This is a genomic window from Bacteroidia bacterium, from assembly GCA_016218155.1.
Lineage (GTDB): Bacteria > Bacteroidota > Bacteroidia > Bacteroidales > GWA2-32-17 > GWA2-32-17.
In genome coordinates this window covers 180,660-201,526 of the sequence record JACREQ010000046.1, presented here as the reverse complement: position 1 = coordinate 201,526, position 20,867 = coordinate 180,660, and the positions used below count along the sequence as shown (strand labels likewise).

15 protein-coding genes, 1 tRNA gene and 1 other annotated feature (1 of these 17 only partly in view) are annotated in these 20,867 nt (G+C 30.1%); of the genes, 8 read left to right on the top strand and 8 right to left on the bottom strand.

Annotated elements, in window-relative coordinates; all coding sequences use genetic code 11:
* Window positions 1–31: a sequence feature (possible 23S ribosomal RNA but 16S or 23S rRNA prediction is too short), on the bottom strand (it extends 33 nt beyond the left edge of the window).
* A 169-nt stretch (window positions 32–200) separates the two neighbouring features.
* The 4 genes from HY951_09020 to HY951_09005 are packed head-to-tail and all read right to left on the bottom strand — an operon-like array spanning window position 201 to window position 4,517.
* Complete coding sequence (locus HY951_09020; GenBank protein MBI5540184.1) at window positions 201–1,133, bottom strand: hypothetical protein; 933 nt, start codon at window positions 1,131–1,133, stop codon at window positions 201–203.
* A 4-nt stretch (window positions 1,134–1,137) separates the two neighbouring features.
* The gene (locus HY951_09015) at window positions 1,138–2,298 is read right to left on the bottom strand and encodes a hypothetical protein (protein MBI5540183.1); all 1,161 of its coding nucleotides are present in this window, start codon (window positions 2,296–2,298) and stop codon (window positions 1,138–1,140) included.
* Between the two features lie 17 nt (window positions 2,299–2,315).
* Window positions 2,316–3,443 carry a hypothetical protein gene (locus tag HY951_09010; protein MBI5540182.1) on the bottom strand — a complete coding sequence of 376 codons (1,128 nt, stop codon included), beginning with the start codon at window positions 3,441–3,443 and terminating at the stop codon, window positions 2,316–2,318.
* A gap of 9 nt (window positions 3,444–3,452) precedes the next feature.
* Window positions 3,453–4,517, bottom strand: a complete 1,065-nt coding sequence (locus tag HY951_09005; protein MBI5540181.1) for a hypothetical protein — start codon at window positions 4,515–4,517, stop codon at window positions 3,453–3,455.
* 112 nt (window positions 4,518–4,629) lie between these two features.
* Between HY951_09005 and HY951_09000 the strand changes: the two genes are divergently transcribed.
* From HY951_09000 to HY951_08985, 4 genes are all read left to right on the top strand, one after another.
* Window positions 4,630–5,895, top strand: coding sequence for an adenylosuccinate synthase (locus HY951_09000; protein ID MBI5540180.1), 1,266 nt, complete (start codon window positions 4,630–4,632; stop codon window positions 5,893–5,895).
* 4 nt (window positions 5,896–5,899) lie between these two features.
* Window positions 5,900–8,323, top strand: a complete 2,424-nt coding sequence (locus HY951_08995; protein MBI5540179.1) for a carbohydrate binding family 9 domain-containing protein — start codon at window positions 5,900–5,902, stop codon at window positions 8,321–8,323.
* Window positions 8,324–8,383: 60 nt separating this feature from the next.
* Window positions 8,384–8,457: transfer RNA gene (locus tag HY951_08990), tRNA-Arg, on the top strand.
* A gap of 544 nt (window positions 8,458–9,001) precedes the next feature.
* The gene (locus tag HY951_08985) at window positions 9,002–9,367 is read left to right on the top strand and encodes a hypothetical protein (GenBank protein ID MBI5540178.1); all 366 of its coding nucleotides are present in this window, start codon (window positions 9,002–9,004) and stop codon (window positions 9,365–9,367) included.
* 305 nt (window positions 9,368–9,672) lie between these two features.
* On the opposite strand, the gene HY951_08980 is transcribed toward HY951_08985, so the two are convergent.
* The 4 genes from HY951_08980 to HY951_08965 all read right to left on the bottom strand — a co-directional run bounded on the left by HY951_08980 (window position 9,673) and on the right by HY951_08965 (window position 17,473).
* Window positions 9,673–13,413: a M4 family metallopeptidase gene (locus HY951_08980; GenBank protein MBI5540177.1), complete on the bottom strand. Its 3,741-nt coding sequence runs from the start codon at window positions 13,411–13,413 to the stop codon at window positions 9,673–9,675.
* A gap of 92 nt (window positions 13,414–13,505) precedes the next feature.
* Complete coding sequence (locus tag HY951_08975) at window positions 13,506–14,258, bottom strand: glycosyltransferase family 2 protein (protein ID MBI5540176.1); 753 nt, start codon at window positions 14,256–14,258, stop codon at window positions 13,506–13,508.
* A 166-nt stretch (window positions 14,259–14,424) separates the two neighbouring features.
* Window positions 14,425–16,890, bottom strand: coding sequence for a bifunctional UDP-N-acetylmuramoyl-tripeptide:D-alanyl-D-alanine ligase/alanine racemase (locus HY951_08970; protein MBI5540175.1), 2,466 nt, complete (start codon window positions 16,888–16,890; stop codon window positions 14,425–14,427).
* Between the two features lies 1 nt (window position 16,891).
* Window positions 16,892–17,473 carry a thymidine kinase gene (locus HY951_08965; GenBank protein ID MBI5540174.1) on the bottom strand — a complete coding sequence of 194 codons (582 nt, stop codon included), beginning with the start codon at window positions 17,471–17,473 and terminating at the stop codon, window positions 16,892–16,894.
* Window positions 17,474–17,561: 88 nt separating this feature from the next.
* Here HY951_08965 and HY951_08960 point away from each other — a divergent pair, with 88 nt between their 5' ends.
* From HY951_08960 to HY951_08945, 4 genes are read left to right on the top strand one after another with little or no spacing between them, the layout of a single operon-like run.
* Complete coding sequence (locus HY951_08960) at window positions 17,562–18,371, top strand: hypothetical protein (GenBank protein ID MBI5540173.1); 810 nt, start codon at window positions 17,562–17,564, stop codon at window positions 18,369–18,371.
* A gap of 4 nt (window positions 18,372–18,375) precedes the next feature.
* Entirely contained in the window at window positions 18,376–19,644 is a 1,269-nt protein-coding gene (locus HY951_08955; protein MBI5540172.1) for a M20/M25/M40 family metallo-hydrolase, read from the top strand.
* A 17-nt stretch (window positions 19,645–19,661) separates the two neighbouring features.
* Window positions 19,662–20,366 carry a YdcF family protein gene (locus tag HY951_08950; GenBank protein ID MBI5540171.1) on the top strand — a complete coding sequence of 235 codons (705 nt, stop codon included), beginning with the start codon at window positions 19,662–19,664 and terminating at the stop codon, window positions 20,364–20,366.
* Between the two features lie 7 nt (window positions 20,367–20,373).
* Window positions 20,374–20,829 carry a DUF1295 domain-containing protein gene (locus tag HY951_08945; GenBank protein MBI5540170.1) on the top strand — a complete coding sequence of 152 codons (456 nt, stop codon included), beginning with the start codon at window positions 20,374–20,376 and terminating at the stop codon, window positions 20,827–20,829.
* Window positions 20,830–20,867 lie beyond the last annotated feature (38 nt).

Below are 20,867 nucleotides of genomic sequence, written 5' to 3'. Positions count from 1 at the left end.
TAAATTTATGATATAATTTAATAAACAACAAATTTAACAAGGATAAAAACAATCCTTATGTTGTACAATATTAATTCTCTACACTAAGACAAATTTTTTAATAATTGGTTGCCTAAAATTTAGAATATTTTTTTGTCAAAAAAGATGATTCTCACTCCACTGTGGGGGACAACATGACAATATATGGATTTCTAAAATATTTAAAACCCGTGCTGGCTATATGCAAATATTTCCATCATCCATGCAACACCCATATGAACCATGCTTCCTCCAACAATACTTTCGGTATTTATTGCAATAACTCCCAAAATATACCCACCAAAAATACTGCTTATTGCTTCTCCTGCCGGTTTACCAAAATGCAAAAAACAATATACAGAAATCATTGGCAGTATACAATCTTTACCAAGTAATTTAACTAATCCAAGAACCAATGCACCTCGAAATATCATCTCAACAGTAATAAAGTCTACCCCATAAAATATCTCATAAATTCCGCCCATCTGCCATTTTTCAAGTCCAAAAATATTATTTATTGTCCATGGTTTAAATGTAGGATAAGTATCTAAAAAATCGACAGAGAACGAAGCCATAAAAATAATCGGCAGCATTATTAACAATATATAAAAATATGGCATTGGGTTAAATCCTTTAAGTTTTATCCATAGAAAACCGGACTTTGAAGGTTTTAAAACATACCAGAAAAACAATAGCGGTAACAAAAACATTAAAAAATTTCTGGAGTTAATAAGTATCTTTCTAATAAAATATCGCTCAGAAAGATCTGAGAAAAGATCAATTATATCTTTATAAAAAGCAAAGAAAGCCGACCCTGCTAGTAAAGCTATTACAAATACAGTTTTAATCCAGAATTCAGGTTTACTTAGTACATTTTGTTTTTTATTAATCGAGAGAACATATATTGCAACCGGGAAATAAGCTAATCCATAAAAAACAAAGAAAAAAATAAATCCTTTTAATGTACCTACATATTTATCAAGTACTTTATGCTCAAAGTCGAAATAATAATTAATAGTTAAGCAAATTATAAGATAAATAACAACAGGCAGATATGTAATTAACCTAAAATCTTCCTTAAGAAAGTTTTTTATGTATTTATATATAATTTTCATATTCCTACCATCCTATTCCTATTCTTAAACCTGCAAAAGCAGAAGGCATTAACTTCTCATTAATACTGGCTTTTGGCTCACTAAATAGAACTATTTCCTTTTGAGAATTTACAGTTGGGAGACTCCGACCATAAATAATTAATTTTTCAGAAGTATAACATACACCAATGCCTATATAACAATCAATTATTTCGTTTAATTTGTTATTACTACTACCAAATATTTTTTTCTTTCCTAACAAAGCTCTAAAACCATAATTATGAGAAAATACAGATTGAATTCTATCATAATTATTTCCATAACTATTATCGCCCATTACATAATGAAATTTAATTTTATTATACGATTTATATAAATAGTATAACCCATATGAGATATAAAAAGGATTTCGATTTAAATAAAATGGATGTTTTTTATAACCAAACAAGTTTTGGTTTTCAATTGAAAATAAATATCTGCTTGGTACTATACTAATATATGGATTTTTAGAGAATATATTAAAAACCATTGTACCTTCTTTAGCAAAACTCGGTTTAAAATCAAATTCAAATTTAATTATATTCTTTTTTTTGTAATACCTTTCATAAAATATCTTCAACTCTTTAATTGACAAACACAACACATCAATTGAGACTATATTCTTAATTTTAACTTCCGAATTTAAAGAATCCTCTTTTGTATATTTTAATCTTCTCTTACCGCCATCATAATCAATATGAAAAGTAGTCTGTTTATTATAATCATAGAATTTAAAAATACCATCCTCATTTCCATTTATATCAAAATTACCTTCAACTTCTTTTAAACCAAATAAGTTCCATTTAGTATATTTACCAATCTTTAAACTTCCTTTAGTTGTATAAAACATCTCACTTAAAATACAGGTATTATCAAAATATTTATAGCGCTTTGTTTTTATTAACTTTCCATCCTTTATTTCTTTTATTGTACTAATAGAATTCTCACACCCTTGTTTATAATCAACAATAAAAGCATTATTTATCGCACTTAAAGGATCGTTTCGCTTAACATAAACATATTCATTTCGATCAATCTTCTTCTCAATAACATTATATGAAATAATTGTATCAATATCAGCTTGACCATATATAATATATGGCGAACAAAATGCAAGATAAATAAATATACACATTAATAATTTCATAAATATATTATTTTTTTCTACCATCCAACACCTATTTTTAAGCCTGCAAAAGCAGAAAACATTAATTCATTACTTTTATTAATTTTAGGCTCGGGATACATTGTTACATGAGGATGATAATAAGCATCTCCAGTAATACCATAAATAGTTTTCTTATAATCAGCCTTGCAAATACCTATTCCAACATAAAAATCAATAACTTCATTTATTTTATGTTTTACATTTCCTAAAAATATTTTTCTTCCTAATAAAGCTCTGGCTCCGTAATTATATGAATACTCAGACTGTAGATAAACGGGATGATCGCCATCACCATGGTAATCATAAAAGTATAAAGAATCATAAGATTTATTTAAATAATAAAGCCCTACAGATAAGTAATACGGATGTCTTTTTTTACTAAATAATTTCTCATAATCTACTGCAAATAAGTATCGCTTATGCGCAAATTCAATATATGGATTATCGGTATCGAAAGGACGCAAAACTTCTGTTGCGTGATGAACAGATTTTGGTTTTGTTTCAAATTCTAATTTTAGATAATTATGGTTACCCAAATATCTTTCATAATAAATTTTGTATACCTGATAAGACAAACAAAACAAATCAAAAGAAATAATATTTTTAGTAATTTTTGCTTCAGTTGAAATGCTATCCTTACTTGTAAATCTTAAAATTCTGTTTCCATCAGAATATTTCTTATATATTGTTAAGTTTTTTTTATATTTATAATAAACAAATAATCCATTTCTATTCCCTTTATAATTATAATAACCATCTGTTATTTTCTTACCATCTTTGTCATACTTTAAATACACACCCGTTTTTATATAACTACGCTTTTTATAATAATAAACTTCATTTACATTGCATGATTCATCATAAAATGTAAAATTCTTATTATTATACAACTTTCCATCTTTTATTTCCTTTATCAAATCTGGTTGATTCTTGCAACCCTGCTTATAATAAATAATAAAAGCATTTTGGATAGGTTTTATAGTATCATTTACATTAAAATAAATATCTTCATGATCATTCTTTTTGCATATAACATTATCAGATGTAAAAGTACTAAATAGCTCCTGAGCATAGCTCACAATTGGAAAACATAATACAATAATATAAAATAGCTTATTAATCATTTTTTATAATTAAAACAAATAGCCAATTTTTAAATTTAATGGAATGTTAAATAAAAATCTATGCATAGATTTACCTTGAATTATTAAATTTTCAGAAATATCATGATTTATCCTATCATAAAACATATAATCATTCATATTAGTTCTACCCGAAATATAAATATCGTTATATTTTAACCCAACACCAATATATGACTCTATAACAAATCTTTTAAAATTTCTTTGATAGCCAGCTTTTAGATTAACTCCAGAGATTTTCTTGCTAACACTTATGTTATCGTAATAATCAGGCATATCATCAATTTGAGTTAAGTAGTGACTGGAATCCTTAATTGTTAATTCAAATCCAACCGGATAAACATAATTACAATTTGTAAAATATATTTCAAGAGATACATATGGTCCGAATTTATTCCGTTTATCATGTTTGTAAAAATATTTTGCCTCTACCCTAACCTTACCACCCTTAAAATCAGGTGACTTAAATTTATAATTTTCTAATATACATTCTGGCAAAATATATCCAAATTCAGTTTGAATATTTACATTTCGTGACAATTGCTTTTCAACACCTATTAAAATACTGGGAAAAACAGGATCTACAATTGTAATAGGGGCTATTTTAATTATAAAACTTTTATTTTCATATTTAGTAACATTAGGAATAATTTCTTTTATTATCTTTTTACCATCATCATAAAATTCCCAAAATCCGATTTGTTTTCCTTTTGAATACGTTCCACTAGAAATCGGATTACCATTCTCAAGCCAATTTTCAAATAGTCCATGTTTAACTGAAGTGTCTTTTAATGTACTATACTTTTCTCTAAGCTTTCCATTTTGATAATATTTAACAATAAAATTAGATTTAATATATCCATTTTTAACATTGACATAACATTTTGTAAAATTATTATTCTCAACAACAATTCCAGAAAAAGGATTTAATGTATCAGTTTTTAAGTAAACCTTTTTGTTAATAAGTCTTACATTAATATAATCTATAGTATCAGTTTGACAAAATACTGAATTTGTAGCTATTATAATAATAAATATTTGAAATAAATATTTCATTCTAAGTAATATTTACAAACTTATCAAAATTGTTTTATTTTTTCATAAACAAAAATAATATTACTACTTTTAAAAGTTCAAAGATTTTTAATATAATTTACACCATAATACTATGAATGTTGATGTTCTGTTAGGTTTACAATGGGGCGACGAAGGAAAAGGAAAAGTAGTTGATGTTTTAGCACCCGGGTACCAAATTATTTCTCGTTTTCAGGGCGGTCCGAATGCCGGCCATACACTTGAATTTGAGGGTCGTAAACACGTTTTACACATAATCCCATCCGGAGTTTTCCGTAACGATTGTATAAATATTATTGGCAATGGTGTTGTAATTGACCCGATTATATTTGAAAAAGAAATTACCGGACTAATCCCTTATTGTCCAAATATTTTCAAGAATCTTATCATCTCAAAACGTGCACAATTAATACTCCCTACCCACAAATTGCTAGATGCTGCTTACGAGGCAGAAAAGGGATGTGCTAAAATAGGCTCTACGCTTAAAGGAATAGGACCAACATATACCGATAAAATTTCAAGAAACGGATTAAGGGTTGGCGATATTTTAACTTCTGATTTTCTAAAAAAATATACAGAATTAAAAAACAAGCATATTCAGATTTTAAATATGCTTAATTTCAAATTTGAGCTAGAAGAAGAGGAAAAGAAATTATTCAATTCTATTGAATTAATTAAAAAATTCTCTTTAATCGACAGCGAAATTGAGATAAATAACTTAATTTCAAAAGGTAAAAAGATTTTGGCAGAAGGAGCACAGGGCACTATGCTCGACATAGATTTCGGTTCATATCCATTTGTAACTTCCTCAAATACAGTTTGCGCAGGAGCATGTACAGGCTTAGGCATCGCTCCTTCAAAAATTGGTGAAGTATATGGCTTATTTAAAGCATATTGCACAAGAGTTGGTAGCGGTCCGTTTCCAACAGAATTAAACGACTCTGACGGTGAAAAACTTCGCAAAATCGGAAATGAATTTGGCTCAACAACTGGTCGCCCACGTAGATGTGGCTGGGTTGATCTTGTAGCCTTAAAATATTCTGTAATGATAAATGGAGTTACTGGTCTTATAATGACAAAAGCAGATGTTTTAAATGAATTTGATGAAATTAAAGCTGCTGTTTCATATTCAATTGACGGAGAAATTTTTGAAAATATCCCTTACGATTTATCCCATAACATATTACCACAATACAAATCTTTTAAAGGCTGGAAAAAAGACATTTCAAAAAACACAAATAAAAATGAACTCCCTTTGGAATTAAAAGAATATATAAAGTTTATTGAAGACTTTGTTAAAGTTCCGGTAATAATGGTATCGGTTGGACCAGACAGAAAGGCCATAGTTGATCTAAGATAAATAAATGAGATTTTATTTAATTTTATTATTTGTTTTTATATTTTATTCAGCATTTTCTGCTGATACTACAAAAGTTGCTTATGCTGTAAGAACCCAGCAACCACCGAAGATTGACGGAACTATGGATGAAATATGGAGTTCAGCAAAACCCATAACAGATTTCACACAATATAGCCCACACTATAATATTGCAACAACTCAGAAAACAGAAGTCAGAATTCTTTATGATGACAATGCTATTTATGTTTTTGCATATTTATATGATACACATCCTGACAGTATATTGAAACAATTAGGTAACCGCGATGATGAAAACTTAAATGCTGATTATTTTGGAATAGAATTCGACACCTATAACAACCAACTTGATGCATATACCTTTGCAGTACACGCATCAGGAGTGCAAGGTGACAGTCGTGAATTTGATGACACATATAATGCAGTATGGGAAAGTAAAACAAAGATCACAGAAAATGGCTGGACTGCCGAATATAAAATACCATACTCTGCTTTACGATTTCCGACTACTGAAATTCAGACCTGGGGAATGGAAATATTCAGAAATATCAGAAGAATTCGTGAAATGGATTACTGGGCTTTACTAAAAAAAGGCGCTGAAAATGATTTAGTTTATTGGGGTAAATTAAAAGGTCTTGAAAACATTAAAGCACCAATGCGTCTTTCATTTAACCCATATATTTCAGGAGGCTTAGAGAACTACACTTACGACACCAGACAAAATTCTACAAACTCATGGTCGTTTGCCGGAGGGCTGGATTTAAAATATGGTATTAATGAAAGCTTTACTTTAGATATGACTTTAATGCCTGATTTTAGCCAGGTACAATCTGATAACAAAATAAAAAACTTATCTGCTTTCGAAACAGTTTACAACGAACAAAGGCCATTTTTTAATGAAGCTATTGATTTATTTACAAAAGGTAATTTATTTTATTCAAGAAGAATTGGCAGAACTCCTCAAGGTTTTTATAATGTTGAGAGTATTTTGGATAGCGGAGAATCGATAAAAACAAATCCCACACAATCTCAGTTATTAAATGCAACAAAGGTCTCAGGAAGAAATAAAAAAGGTCTTGCTATAGGATTCTTTAACGCAATTGTTAACGATACATGGGCTACTATTAAGAAAGTCGACGGTGGTACAAGAAGGGTTCTTACTGAGCCATTGGCTAATTATAACATATTGGTTTTTGATCAGGCACTAAAAAATAACAGTTCAATATTTTTGTCAAACAGTAATTTTACCCGCGATAAAGAATTTCACAACTCTAATGTTACAGTTGCAGGTTTTAATCTGGTTGATAAAACAAATACCTGGTCATTAAACGGTAATGGTGGCATTAGTCAGACATATTACCGTGGTGCTATACCAACAGGAATTGAAAAACCAGTACCGGGTTTTAAATATTCAATTAGTGCCGGAAAAGTAAATGGAAAATTTAAATTTTCATTAGTTAACAATATAGTTAATAATAATTATAATGCTAATGATGTTGGATTAACACTCTACAATAATTTTATCAATAACAATATAAATGTAAGCTATAGCGTCTATGAGCCTTATTGGAAATTTCTTGAGCTTTCAAATAATTTTTCAATTAACAACGGCTTTAATTATTCTACAAAAGATATTTCGGGATTTGGCTTTAATTATAATTTCTGGGGAACATTTAAAAATTATCTTAGTATCTGGTCTAATGTAATGATTACTTTAAGTGAGGCGTATGATTATTATGAGCCCAGAGTTGAAGGAAGATATTTTAAAACAAAAAAGACAAATGGCATTTCTATTGGATTTTCATCTGATTATAGAAAAACCTTTGCTTTAGACGGAGAATTTGGAATTTACGAAACCCCTGCATTTAACGACGAATACAAAGAAATTACTATTTCACCAATAATAAGACTTTCAAATCATTTCTTATTTAAATATTCTTTAGCCGGGAATGAACAAAGTAATGCTAAAGGTTTTGCAACTTTTGCTCAGGATACAATAATATTTGGGAACAGGGATGTTACAACAATTACTAATACTTTTGAAGGAAAATATATTGTAGTTAATGATTTATCTGTAAGTTTGAGAGCCAGACATTACTGGTCAAAAGGAGCATACGACCAGTATTTTCAATTATTAAATGATGGTAGCTTAGCAGAATTAACAAATGATTACGCACAGAATTTTAATTATAATTCATTTAATATCGATTTTGTAATTAGTTGGCAATTTGCCCCAGGAAGTAATTTGAGCTTTGTGTGGAAAAAAGAAATTCTAAGCGAATCAGACGTAATAATTAATAATTTCTCGAAAAACTTCTCGAATACATTTGAGCAGCCACAATGGAATACGTTTTCATTAAAAGCAATTTACTACCTAGATTATCAATACCTTAAAAAGAAAAAGAAATAAGATTTCAATTAATTTCTTCAAAATTTTAATTCAAAATTATTATTCTTATATTTGCACTTCGGCCTCGTAGCTCAACTGAATAGAGCATCTGACTACGGATCAGAAGGTTATGGGTTTGAATCCCTTCGAGGTCACTAAGAAAGCAAAGTTCAATGCGAAGCATTGGACTTTTTTTGTTTTCATACGAGACGGATTTATCCGAGCGAGTATGAAAACAAGAAAAGTAAAATCGTGTAACGAATTTAACTTTGCTTTCGGAATTCGGATAAAAAGGCGATCACCGAAGGTAATCCCAAATAAGGATTGGTTTAGGTACTTGAAGGTGTAATCTTAAAGAGGCATAATAAATATATCAGTGTAGTTAAAAACTACACTGAGGAGTGTGAGAATGAAAACAAAAAAAGGAAAATCGTGTAACGATTTTAGCTTTGCTTTCGGAATTCGGATAAAAAGGTGATCACCGAAGGTAATCCTAAATAAAGATGGAATTATCATTGGAATGAGTTTAATATTATGCTTATTTTATCTTTAACAAAAGATTAACAATATGGAACCCACACTGAGACTGAAGAAAACCATAAGATTAACAAATATAAATACTTTTTAACATTTTTCCTTATATCACACTAATCGTCATACATTTGCACAATAAAAATATTTACATAAAACTATTAAAAAATGAAAACAAAAATTGAATTAAAGGCAAACCAACCTTATGAAGGTAAAATTGGAAACAGAACAACAATTAGAGTAGAAAATGTAACAGAAGAGCATATAACTATAAAAGTTTATAATAATGGAGATTCACATTTTCAAACATTCAACGATTCTCCACCATTACATTTATTAGAATTGCCAATAGACCCAACTAAAAATTACACTAACTTTAGTATAGAATGTGAGAATAATGTTATAGTGTATTTAATTGATGAGAATAATGAAGGACAAAATCAAGAAGACAAATTTGCTAAATTAAAAGAGCTCACAGAAGCTGGAAAAAAAGCTGCTCTTGAAGGTGCTTTTTCGATTCCGAAAAAAGAATAATATTATTAGTTATGCTATAAAAAAACATATAACAATATTTGTGTCGGTTTCCTTTTTCTTTTAAGAAACTTAAACCCATCCATTTGTTCTCACTTCTAAATTACATTGGTCAAATTTTAAGCTATCAATAAAAAAGTAAAATATCTGTAAATTTGTTATTTTGCTGTACTTTGTTACTTGAAGGTGCAACCTTCAAGCACTTAATAACTACAGTGTAGTTACAAACTACACTGAAATAAGGGTAGCATTTTAAATAAAAAAGTCCGTAATAAAATCACGGACTTTAAATATTTAGAATATTAAAACTATTCTTTTGTAATTTTATAAACCTTCCTTTGATTATCAGTTTTTATTGTTACAAAATATGTTCCTGCAGGTTCTTTTTCTAAATTATACACTTTTCTGTTTTTACCTGAAGTAAAATGTTCTTCAGATGACAAAATAACATTTCCTACAACATCTGTAATTGTAATATTTGCTTTACCCGAATTTATCGAAGAATATTCGATTGTTAATTTAGATTTTAAAGGATTTGGGTATAAGTTTATTGATTCAAGTCCATCAATTCCTGCAACAGACTGATCATTATGTACCCTGAAATAAACTTTTGCTTCATCACAAATTGCAGAATGTTCTGAATAACAAATTGAATATGTTAAAGAATCTTTTCCTAAAAATATATTATCGGTTGGAGTATATGTAAGTGTTAAATCGCCATTTATTATTGCAGTACCGTGCAAAGGTATCTGGTTTATTACGGGATTAGAAATTGGAAGTCCAAACAAAAGATCATTAGATAAAATATCAATCTTAACTAAGCTATCATTTCTGACACCAGCTGTATCAATTACTGCAATTGGTCCTTGCAAAACATGTATATATACTTTAGCAAGATCACAAACAGTCGGATCTGAAGTATAACAAGCATTATAGGTAAGAGAATCTATTCCGCTAAATGATGCATTTGGAGTATAAGTTATTGTATTTCCACTTAAAACCGCTGTTCCATGAACAGGAAGATCTGCTAAAGATGTATTTAGAGCAGAAACAGTATAATCATTGTCATTTGTTAAAACAGGAATATCAATATAACTATCAGTTTGAAGATAGATAGTATCATTTATTGCTGAAGGTCCCGGAAAAAATCTGACATTATCAAGATATGCATTATCAAGAATAAACGGGATAATTATTGAAGTGTCTTTTGAAATATTTCTTGTCTCAAAAGTAAGCTCGAAATTTGTTCCTGAATATGAACTTAAATCAATTAAATGCGAAACAAAAGGATCTGAACCTGGAGTTGTAGGATTATAAGTTCCTCCTATTTGGTTACCATCAGCTAAGATTCTTAAATTACTTGCAATAGTATAATCGCTTGCAACACCACCAAGATACTGTGAATAAAGAGTTCCACCATGAGTTTGTTTTAACGAGAATTTTAAATAAACAGAATTCCATGCAACTGCATCAATGCAGAAATTAGCTTTAGCTGATAAAAATGCATTTATCTGCCAAGTGTTAAAACCACTCGGCATTTCTAACAAATTAATATATGTCATTGCATTTCCTCCAGTCATTAACAAACCTTTTGCACTACCAGGAGCATGAGCCTGAGTCTTAATAATGATATTAGAATACCTTGTTGTAATTGGTAAAAAGAAATCCGAAGCATTTAATTCTTCAAAGCCAAGAAGCGTTGTTCCTAATGATTTTATATTTTTAACAACGTACCCAGATTTCATATCATTAGTATTTAAGGTATCAACATTAAAATCTGTCCATGCATCAATTATAAATGTTCCATCTGCTGAAGCATCTAATTTCTGATTAAAAACATAAGTGAAAGTATCTGTAGGGTACATATTATTAGGAAGAATAAACTGTTCTGTTAGTGGACTACCTCCGTTTACTCTGTATGCAACATCAATAGTATCACCAATAGCAAGTGAATCGCATCCAAAGAACTTAATTTTTACAGTTACTGGTTCATTTGCGGTAAGTGAACATGATGATGATGGACTTGTAATTGCCACAACACCTACATCAATATTTTGTTGAAGTAATGTTTGAAAAGTATATCCCATCAGACTATCAGTAAAACCTGTAGTTCCTGAGCCATATTTTACCCAGCAATTTAACGTATGATTACCTAGTGCAGAAGCATCAACTGGCAAAGTAAACTGAACTGCTAATGAATCACCACCAATCCATGGACTAACCAATTTATAATATTCATATACCATTGCACCACCATCAAACTGATATGCTAAAGAAATTGTATCATTTGCAGGTAATGATGAATTACATCCATTATAAAATAACAATGCAGAAACAGCTTCTAATCCCAAACCACACGAAGTTGTTGGTGCCGTAACATCTACAACATATACTTTTTGAGGATCGTAAGGATAGCCAACTCCCACAGCTGCCCATGCATTTGCTGTCTGATATGCTTCATTTGAACAGTTACCATAAATATTCTGTGCTGCCTGTAATGTTGCCTGGTATGCATCATAATAATTTGCAGAAGGTGTTAAAAAGTATGCTAAAGTCTGGTATGCAATATTCTCAGCTGTTGCATGACCTAAAGCTGTAACATTAAATGCATCACCATTATCATTTGTACCCGAACCTCCTTCGCAAAGTAAATAAAACCAATAGTTAGCAACACCTGAATTTGTATGTACACCACCATTATCCATATTATTCGGATCTAAATCCCAATATGTTCCAAGATAAGTATCAGGATTCTGATAATCGTTTGGATTCGACATTGAGCGAAATGCAGATCCGATATCTTCTCCTATTAACCAATTTGGAGTAGCATCTGCCATAAACTCAATACTAGTTCCAAACATATCACTAAAACTTTCATTTAATGCACCTGATTCATCCTGATAAACTAAGTTTGCAGTATGTTCTGTAACAGCGTGCGTAATTTCGTGTCCGCAAATTTCTAGTGAAGTAAATGCTGAATACGTTCCATCGCCATCACCGTATGTCATTCGCTGACCATCCCAAAAAGCATTTGCATAACCAGTACTATAATGTACGTATGATAATAAAGCTGCTCCATTATTATCAAAACTGTTCCTGCCAAATACATTCAAATAATAATCATAAGTCATTTCGGCTGCCCAGTGTGCATTTACAGCAACATCATCAGAATTAAAAAACACACTATCATCTGTTACATCAATAGCCTGAACATAATCTTCGCCATTCTGTGTACTCTTTGTTATAATTCCATTACCTCTTCCTGCTTCTCTTAGCCTATATGCTCCCGGACCTGTTGAATCAATAACGATTGGCTGATTTCCATTATATTTTGTTACACCAACAGCATTAACATCTGTATGCTGAATCATGTTAATACTATGAAGAACTTCGCCATTATTTGCATCAATATAAATATATTTACGAACCAATGGTTTTAATGAATAAATTTCAACCTTATAAGCTAATTTATAAGAAGATGCATTACCTGAAAATTTCTTATCAAAAACGATTAATTCAGGAATCGGATAATAACTTGCATTCGGATCATTTTTTAATTGTTTTAGCATTTTCTGTGATTCGTTATCCTGCCAGACATATTTCTCAGAAGGAACTTCCTGCATTGCTTTATTTAAAGCTACCAATGGAACAATCTGAGCATTATTTGAAACATTAAGACCTTTAACAATCTGGCCATTTGCAGATTTTGCTTTTCCACCTTTATCATGAATAATAAACACAGCACCTTCTACCGGTACTCCCTTATAATATTGTTGATAACGATAATGAGTAAACCCAATTTTATCATTTTCCTGACGGATCATTTTCATTTCGTCGTTAGTTTCTAAGCCAAACTCAGCTTTGTATACAAGCAAAATCTGGTTTCCGGGCATATTAACCTGTGGTTTAAAAGTAATCCATGAGGGACTTCCTTTTGTCCATGCAATTTTTGAAATTGACGGAGTTGAATTTACATTCTTTTGGGAAAATCCTGTATTTGATACAAACAGAATAAACCATGCAAATAAAACAAAGTATAATTTTTTCATGTGTAAAATTTATTTGTTGGGTTAAAGTTATAAATCTTTTTGAAAATTAAATATTTATGTATAAAAAACTAAGACTTAATAAACATGCATTTTCATTTCTTACATAGCTCTCTTATTTTTAAATACTTCACAAATGCTGCATTTGCCGACAATTTGCAAATTACATAACCATAATAACCATCCAAAAATCCTCCCTTAATTATAAAATCGCGAAAGAACTTCCATGCGGGTTGAAATAAGATTCCTAATAAATTTACTTTTCTACCATTTTTAAATTCTGCTTTTGAAGAAATTTCTGTAAATTTATTTATTTGTTCGATATGCTGAGAAATAGAATAATAAGAATAATGCAATAAATCTCCTCTTAAATAACCAATTGTTGCACCTTGTTGTAATTCATACTTATCATGAGGATTAACGCCAGTCCACATGCCTTTTGAGCTATCCCACAGTCTTAATTTTTTATCAGGATACCATCCGCAATGCTTAATCCATTTTCCACAGTAATTTGTTAAACGGTTAAAATAATAACCATCATATTGCCAGTTTGATTTTGCTTCAAGTATTGATTTTTCAAGTTCAGGTGAAAGTACTTCATCAGCATCAAGTGAAAGAATATATTTTGATGTTGCCTGTGTTATAGCCCAGTTCTTTTGTTGAATATGACCTTCAAAAGCATGTTTTACAAATTTTACATTTAATTTGTTACAAATATCTTCGGTTTTATCTGTTGAAAAAGAATCAACCACAACGATTTCATCAGCAATATTCTTAACTGCCTCGATACATCGCTGAATATTTTTTTCTTCGTTAAAGGTAATTATAACAACAGATAGTGAAATCATTATTTATTTAAGATTTACGAATTAGGATTTTGGATTTTATTTATTCTATTATTTTAAACTTTGATATTAGATTCTTCACTTTTCCGCCGCGGCGGACAGAATGACAAAAAGAAATTCGCTTTCAACTTTAAGTACTTTAGGCATTTTAGTCACTTTAGTCACTTTTTTATTCGTGATAATAAATTCGTTTTACTCTTCTAGAAATTCCTGTAAGAATTTCATAAGGAATTGTTCCTATTATTTCTGACATCTTCATAACATCAGCTGCAGAATCAAAAATAATTACTTCGTCTCCCTCATGCGCATTAGCATCCGTAACATCAATCATACACATATCCATACAGACATTTCCAACCGTTGGTGCAGAAACTCCATTTACCTTAAAAACACCGGCGCCATTGCTTAACTTTCTATCCAAACCATCAGCATAACCTATAGGAATTGTAGCAATTAAAGAATCTCTTAACAATACCCCTTTTCTGTTATAACCAACTGTTTCATCAGCTGGAACAGATTTAATTTGTGAAATAACAGTCTTCAAAGAAATAACATTAGTTAGTTTTCCTTTTAATGCATTTCCAGTACAGAAACCATAAAGCCCGATTCCCAGCCTTACCAGATCGAAAGAATAATTTGGAAATCTCTCCACTCCTGCCGAGTTAAGCACATGCTTTAAAAATGGATAATCTAATGAATTTTCAATTTGTTTAACCATCGAATTAAAAAGTTCAACCTGCCTGAAAGTAAAATGATCATCTCTTACATCATCAGTGGAAGTAAGGTGAGTAAAAACAGATCTGACTTTCAGCCATGGATTCTTTTTAAGTTTAAACAAAAGTAAATCAATTTCAGACTCCTCAAAACCCAACCGTTTCATTCCAGTATCAAGTTTTATATGAACATTTACATTTTGTTTTCCTAATCGTTTAACTTCAGTCTGAAACATCTGCATAATTCTTAAATTATACAATTCAGGCTCTAAATTATATTCAAGCATTGCCTCAAAACTCTCGGGTTCTGGACTCATTACCAATATTGGCATTGAAATACCACCCTGACGAAGCTCTACACCTTCATCAGCATAGGCCACAGTTAAGTAACTTACATGCTCAAACTGAAGTAAATTTGCAATTTCAAACAAACCACTGCCATATGAAAATGCTTTAACCATTGCCATTACTCCTGTTCCTGGTTTTAACAATGATTTATATGCATTTAGATTACTTACAAAAGCATTTAAATTTACTTCAAGAACAGTTTCATGTGCCTTTTGTTGTAATCTTTTAGAAATCTTTTCAAATTCAAACTTTCTAGCACCTTTAAGTAGTATTGTTGAATTATGAAGTTTTAATGATGCCAGATTCTGAATAAATTCAGAAGACGAATAATAGAATTTCTTATTTACTTTAAATTTATCTGAAAATCTTGAGATAGCTGTTCCGATACCAATAACCATGTCTACCTTATGATTGTTTACCATATCGGAAACTTCTGAATACAAAATTTCTTCGTTATATCCGCTTTGCAAAATATCAGATAAAATTAAAATTCTATGAGGATGCTGATTCTGCTGACTTAAAAGATGGAGTGCAATTCGTAAAGAAGCTAAATCTGAATTATATGTATCATTAATAATTGTACAATTATTCAATCCTTCATTCATTTGCAAACGCATTGCAACAGGAGCAAGATTAAGAATTTGTGTTGAAATAAATGTATGATTATAACCCAGAGCCAATAAAGTTACCCAGCAAATAATTGAATTCTCTATTGAAGCATCATCTGTAAATAAAATTTTTATTTTTTGATTTTCTCCTTTAAATAATCCCTCAATAAAAGTTGTTTTTTCTCCTTTTTCAATTTTTAAAATTTGCAGATCAGCTTCATTGCTTTTTCCCCATGTAAATGGTTTTATACCATTTTTTTCGCAATAAGCAGGAACCAATTCTGAAATAGCAGGATAGTCATTACAAAAAATAAGTGTTTTAGATTTCTCAAATAACTTTAATTTTTCTACAACCTTTTGTCGTGTATCTCCAAAATTTTCCTGATGTGCAGGACCTACATTTGTAAAAATTCCTAAATCAGGGCGAATTACTTTTGCAAGTCGCTCCATTTCATTTACTTTAGAAATACCAGCTTCAAAAATTCCCAGCTGATGTGTTTCATCCATCATCCAAACCGACAATGGTACACCAACCTGACTATTATAACTCCTTGGATTTCTGACTATAATTTTTTCCTCTTTCAACAATTCAAAAAGCCATTCTTTTACAACAGTTTTACCATTGCTGCCGGTAATTCCAATTACTGGGTAATTAAATTTTGACCTGTGAAAAGCTACCAAATCCTGAAGTGCAAGTAGTGTGTCAGAAACAACTATAAAAGTAGCATCGGTACACAAACAAGCAGGAATTTTTGAGACAATAAAACAACGAACTCCTTTTTGATATAGATCTGGTATAAAAGTATTTCCATCATGCCTATCACCACGAATTGCAATAAATAAACTCTCTAATGGAAATGCAAGATTTCTGCTGTCAATTAAAAGTCGATTAATTATTACATCACCATTTCCATTAACTTTTCCTCTTATTATTGAGGCAATCTCGCTTGCGGAATAATTTGTCATGCTACTTTTTATGAGTAATTTTTACATAGCAATCACGACACAATGGCTCATATTCCTGAGTTTCGCCTAACAGAACTAATTTTTCACTTTCTACTTTTCTGTAAGAATAATGAGCTAAATTACCACAATGCATACAAATTGCATGAACTTTAGTTACATACTCTGCTGCTGCTAACAAACCAGGCATTGGACCAAATGGTTTTCCAAGGAAGTCCATATCAAGACCGGCAACAATTACTCTTACTCCATTATTTGCTAACGCATTACATACATCAACCAAAGCATTATCAAAAAACTGAGCTTCGTCAATTCCCACAACATCAACATCACTAACTAATAAAAGAATATTTGAAGCTGTATCTACAGGAGTTGAGTGTATTACATTTTCGTCATGTGAAACAACTTCCTCAACGGAGTATCTTACGTCAATTTTAGGTTTAAAAATCTCAACTTTTTGTTTCGCAATTTTTGCTCTTTTAAGCCTACGAATCAACTCCTCTGTTTTACCTGAAAACATAGACCCACAAACTACTTCAATCCATCCCTTTTTTGGACCTTCGCTTCCGGTTTTTTCTAAAAACATGCTAAAAATTCCTCAGTTTATTTCAAATGATTAACTTTACAAAAATAAAAGAAATACAAAGCCATTGATACTTTAAGATGTTAAAATTATGAACCAGAACGAAAAAATCAGCCATATTATTGAAACGCTTAACGAAGCAACAGCATTAATTGCTAATAACAATTGCGAAAATATAAATAATATTGACAAAGACCTTGCTTTAGGAAAAATAAGAATGGCTTATGATTTCCTGTTAAAGGTTGAAACAAAAGAAACAGCTATTAAGATTGAAGAACCAAAAAAAATAATCGAAAAAGAAATTAAAGTTATTCCTGTAGAAGAAAAGCCAGTTGTTGAAATAATTGAAAAAGAAATTATTAATCAACCTGTAGAAAAATCTATTGAAAAAGTACAGGAAATAAAAACAGTTGAACCTATTGTGATTGAAGAAGAAAAGAAAATTGAAGAAATTCAAGCTCCTGTGCAAACTAATATAACAGTAACTCAGGAAACCTCTATTGAAAAAAAGCAAATTGAAAAAGTTGTAGAAACAAAAACAACAATATCTACCGGTTCAAAAACTATTGCTGACCAATATCAGGAAACAAAAGCAAAAACTCTTTCAGAAAGTTTAACAAAAACTGTTAAAGATTTTTCTACTACTCAACAATTAAAACCGATTAAAAACCTTAAGTCAGCAATAAGTATAAACGACAGAGTTATGTTTATGCGCGATATATTTTCAAATGATTCGGCAAAATACACTGAAACAATAGACAAAATTAATGAAATGAGTAATCTTGATGAAGCTATGGAATTTATAAATAAAACACTGAACTTTAAAACTGACTCTGACTCATTTAATAAATTTCTTGAATTAATTTATCGTCGTTTTGCAGGCAGTTCACCTATTGAATAATACAATGCAAATAAAAAAAACATTTTCTGCTTTACTATTTTATTCTGTATTTTGTTGTATCATCTTTTTAAACTTATTCCCAGCTTCGGGACAGGATATAAAATATGCAAAACAAGTTCTTGCCAAATTATGTTCTGAAGATTTTCATGGCAGAGGCTATACAAACAATGGTGATTTTAAAGCTGCAAAATTTATAGCTGCAGAACTAAAAAATATTAAAGCCTCAAAAATTTCAAAATCGTATTTTCAGGAGTTTTATATGCCGGTATGCACTATAAGTGACCTTGGTATTTTAAAAATCGATTCTGATACTCTTAACTGCGGTACCGACTTTGTTATTTATCCTGGATCAAAAAGCTGTTCCGGTAAATTTCCATTATTCAGAATTGACAAACAAAGTGTAAAAGATCTTTACAATAAAAACCTAATCAAAAGTTTTATTGTTATTGATACAAGTTTAACAAATGACAAATCGCTAAAAGAAATCATTAGTGAAATTCGTCATAAAAACCCGATGAATGCTAAAGGAATTATTACTTTAGTTGCTAAAAACACTGTTCAGGTTGAAGATAGCGAACAAAGAAGCTGGGTGCAAATGGAAATTACCTGCTCAAGTTTTCCCGAAAATGCAAAAGAAATTTTGCTAAGCTTTAAATCAAATTATATTGAAAAATATAAAACCAGAAATGTTATTGCCGTCATACCCGGAAAATCCGATTCTATCATTGCTTTTTCAGCACATTATGATCACCTTGGAGAATTAGGGAACGCTTTCTTTCCTGGTGCAAATGATAATGCTAGTGGAGTTACAATGTTGTTAGATTTATGCAAAACATTTTCTAAAGAAAAACCACGCTATACAATAGTTTTCATGTTTTTTACAGGAGAAGAAATTGGTTTAGTCGGTTCTCAGTATTTTGTTAGCCATCCTCTTGTTGAGCTTAAAAAAATAAAGTTCCTATTAAATATGGACCTTTTAGGCAGTGGAGAAGATGGAATTACAGTGGTAAACGGTTCTGTATTCAAAACCGAATTTGAATTACTAAAAGAATTAAACAATAAGAAAAATTATGTACCAGTAGTAAAAGTAAGAGGTGCTTCAGACAACAGTGATCATGCACCTTTTTATCATTCAGGAGTAAAATGTTTTTTTATATACGCTCAAGGAAAAACCGGTCCTTACCACAACCCTGCCGACACACCTGAAAACCTTAGCCTAGGCAAATACGAAGAATTAACTAATCTGATGATAGATTTTGTGAATAATTACTAATTGTTATAATATTCTGAATGAAAAAAATAAAAAACATATCACAAAATAAACCTGTTCAGATAATATTTTATTATTCAATTATTTCATTTATACTAATTAATATAATTGTTTTTAATTCATGTTCATTTTCTTCTAAAACATGTAAAAGATTATTAAACGAATCGATTAATAAAAGCTATGATATTGTTGTTGTTCCAGGTGTTCCATTAGAGAACGAAAAATGGAGTTTAACAATGAAAGCAAGAGTTTATTGGTCAAAATTTTTATACGACAAAGGCATTGCAAAAAACATTATGTATTCAGGATCCGCAGTTTATTCACCATATGTAGAAGCAGAGATAATGGCTTTATATGCCGAAGCTATTGGCATTCCCAAAGAACATATTTTAGTTGAAACAAAAGCTGAACATAGTACAGAGAATATTTACTATTCTTACATGAAAGCAAAAAAACTTAAATATTCAACAATCGCACTTGCTTCAGATCCTTTTCAGACAAAGCTTTTAAAACGTTTTACAGAAGAAAAGGTAAGTCCTGAAGTAAAGCTTTTACCTATTGTTTATGACAGTTTAAGGACAATGGAAGCAAAAATGATTGACCCTGCAATAGACATCCAAAAAGCTTTTGTTAAGAATTTTATTTCCTTACCCGATCGCGAAAGTTTTTTTGTAAGAATGAAAGGCACACGCGGGTTGAGCATAGATTACAACGCTTATAAATAAATTATTTATGGGCAAAACAGCAATAAAGGATTTAATATTTGTTGGAATTCAGGCAGTGCTTTTATTAATTTATTTTATTCCTTTAAATCTGATTGAATTTCAGCTAAATTTTATTTTAAGAATTGCTAGTTTATCAATATCAATTATTGGGTTAATTATTATGTTTTTTGCATTTATACAACTAAACAAAAATCTCACTCCATTTCCTACTCCTATTGAATCAGGAACATTAATTCAAGCTGGATTATACAAATATATTCGTCATCCTATTTATACAGGAATAATTATTTTCTCGATTTTTTTTGGAATATTTAATGAAAGTATATGGAATATCTCAATTAGTATTGCATTATATATTCTTTTTTATTTTAAATCAAAATATGAAGAATCTCTGCTTAAAAAACAATATAAAGATTACGATAATTATATGCTAAAAACAGGAAGATTTTTTCCATTTTTATAAATTGAGTTTTATTTCCAAAAATTATATATTTGTATCAA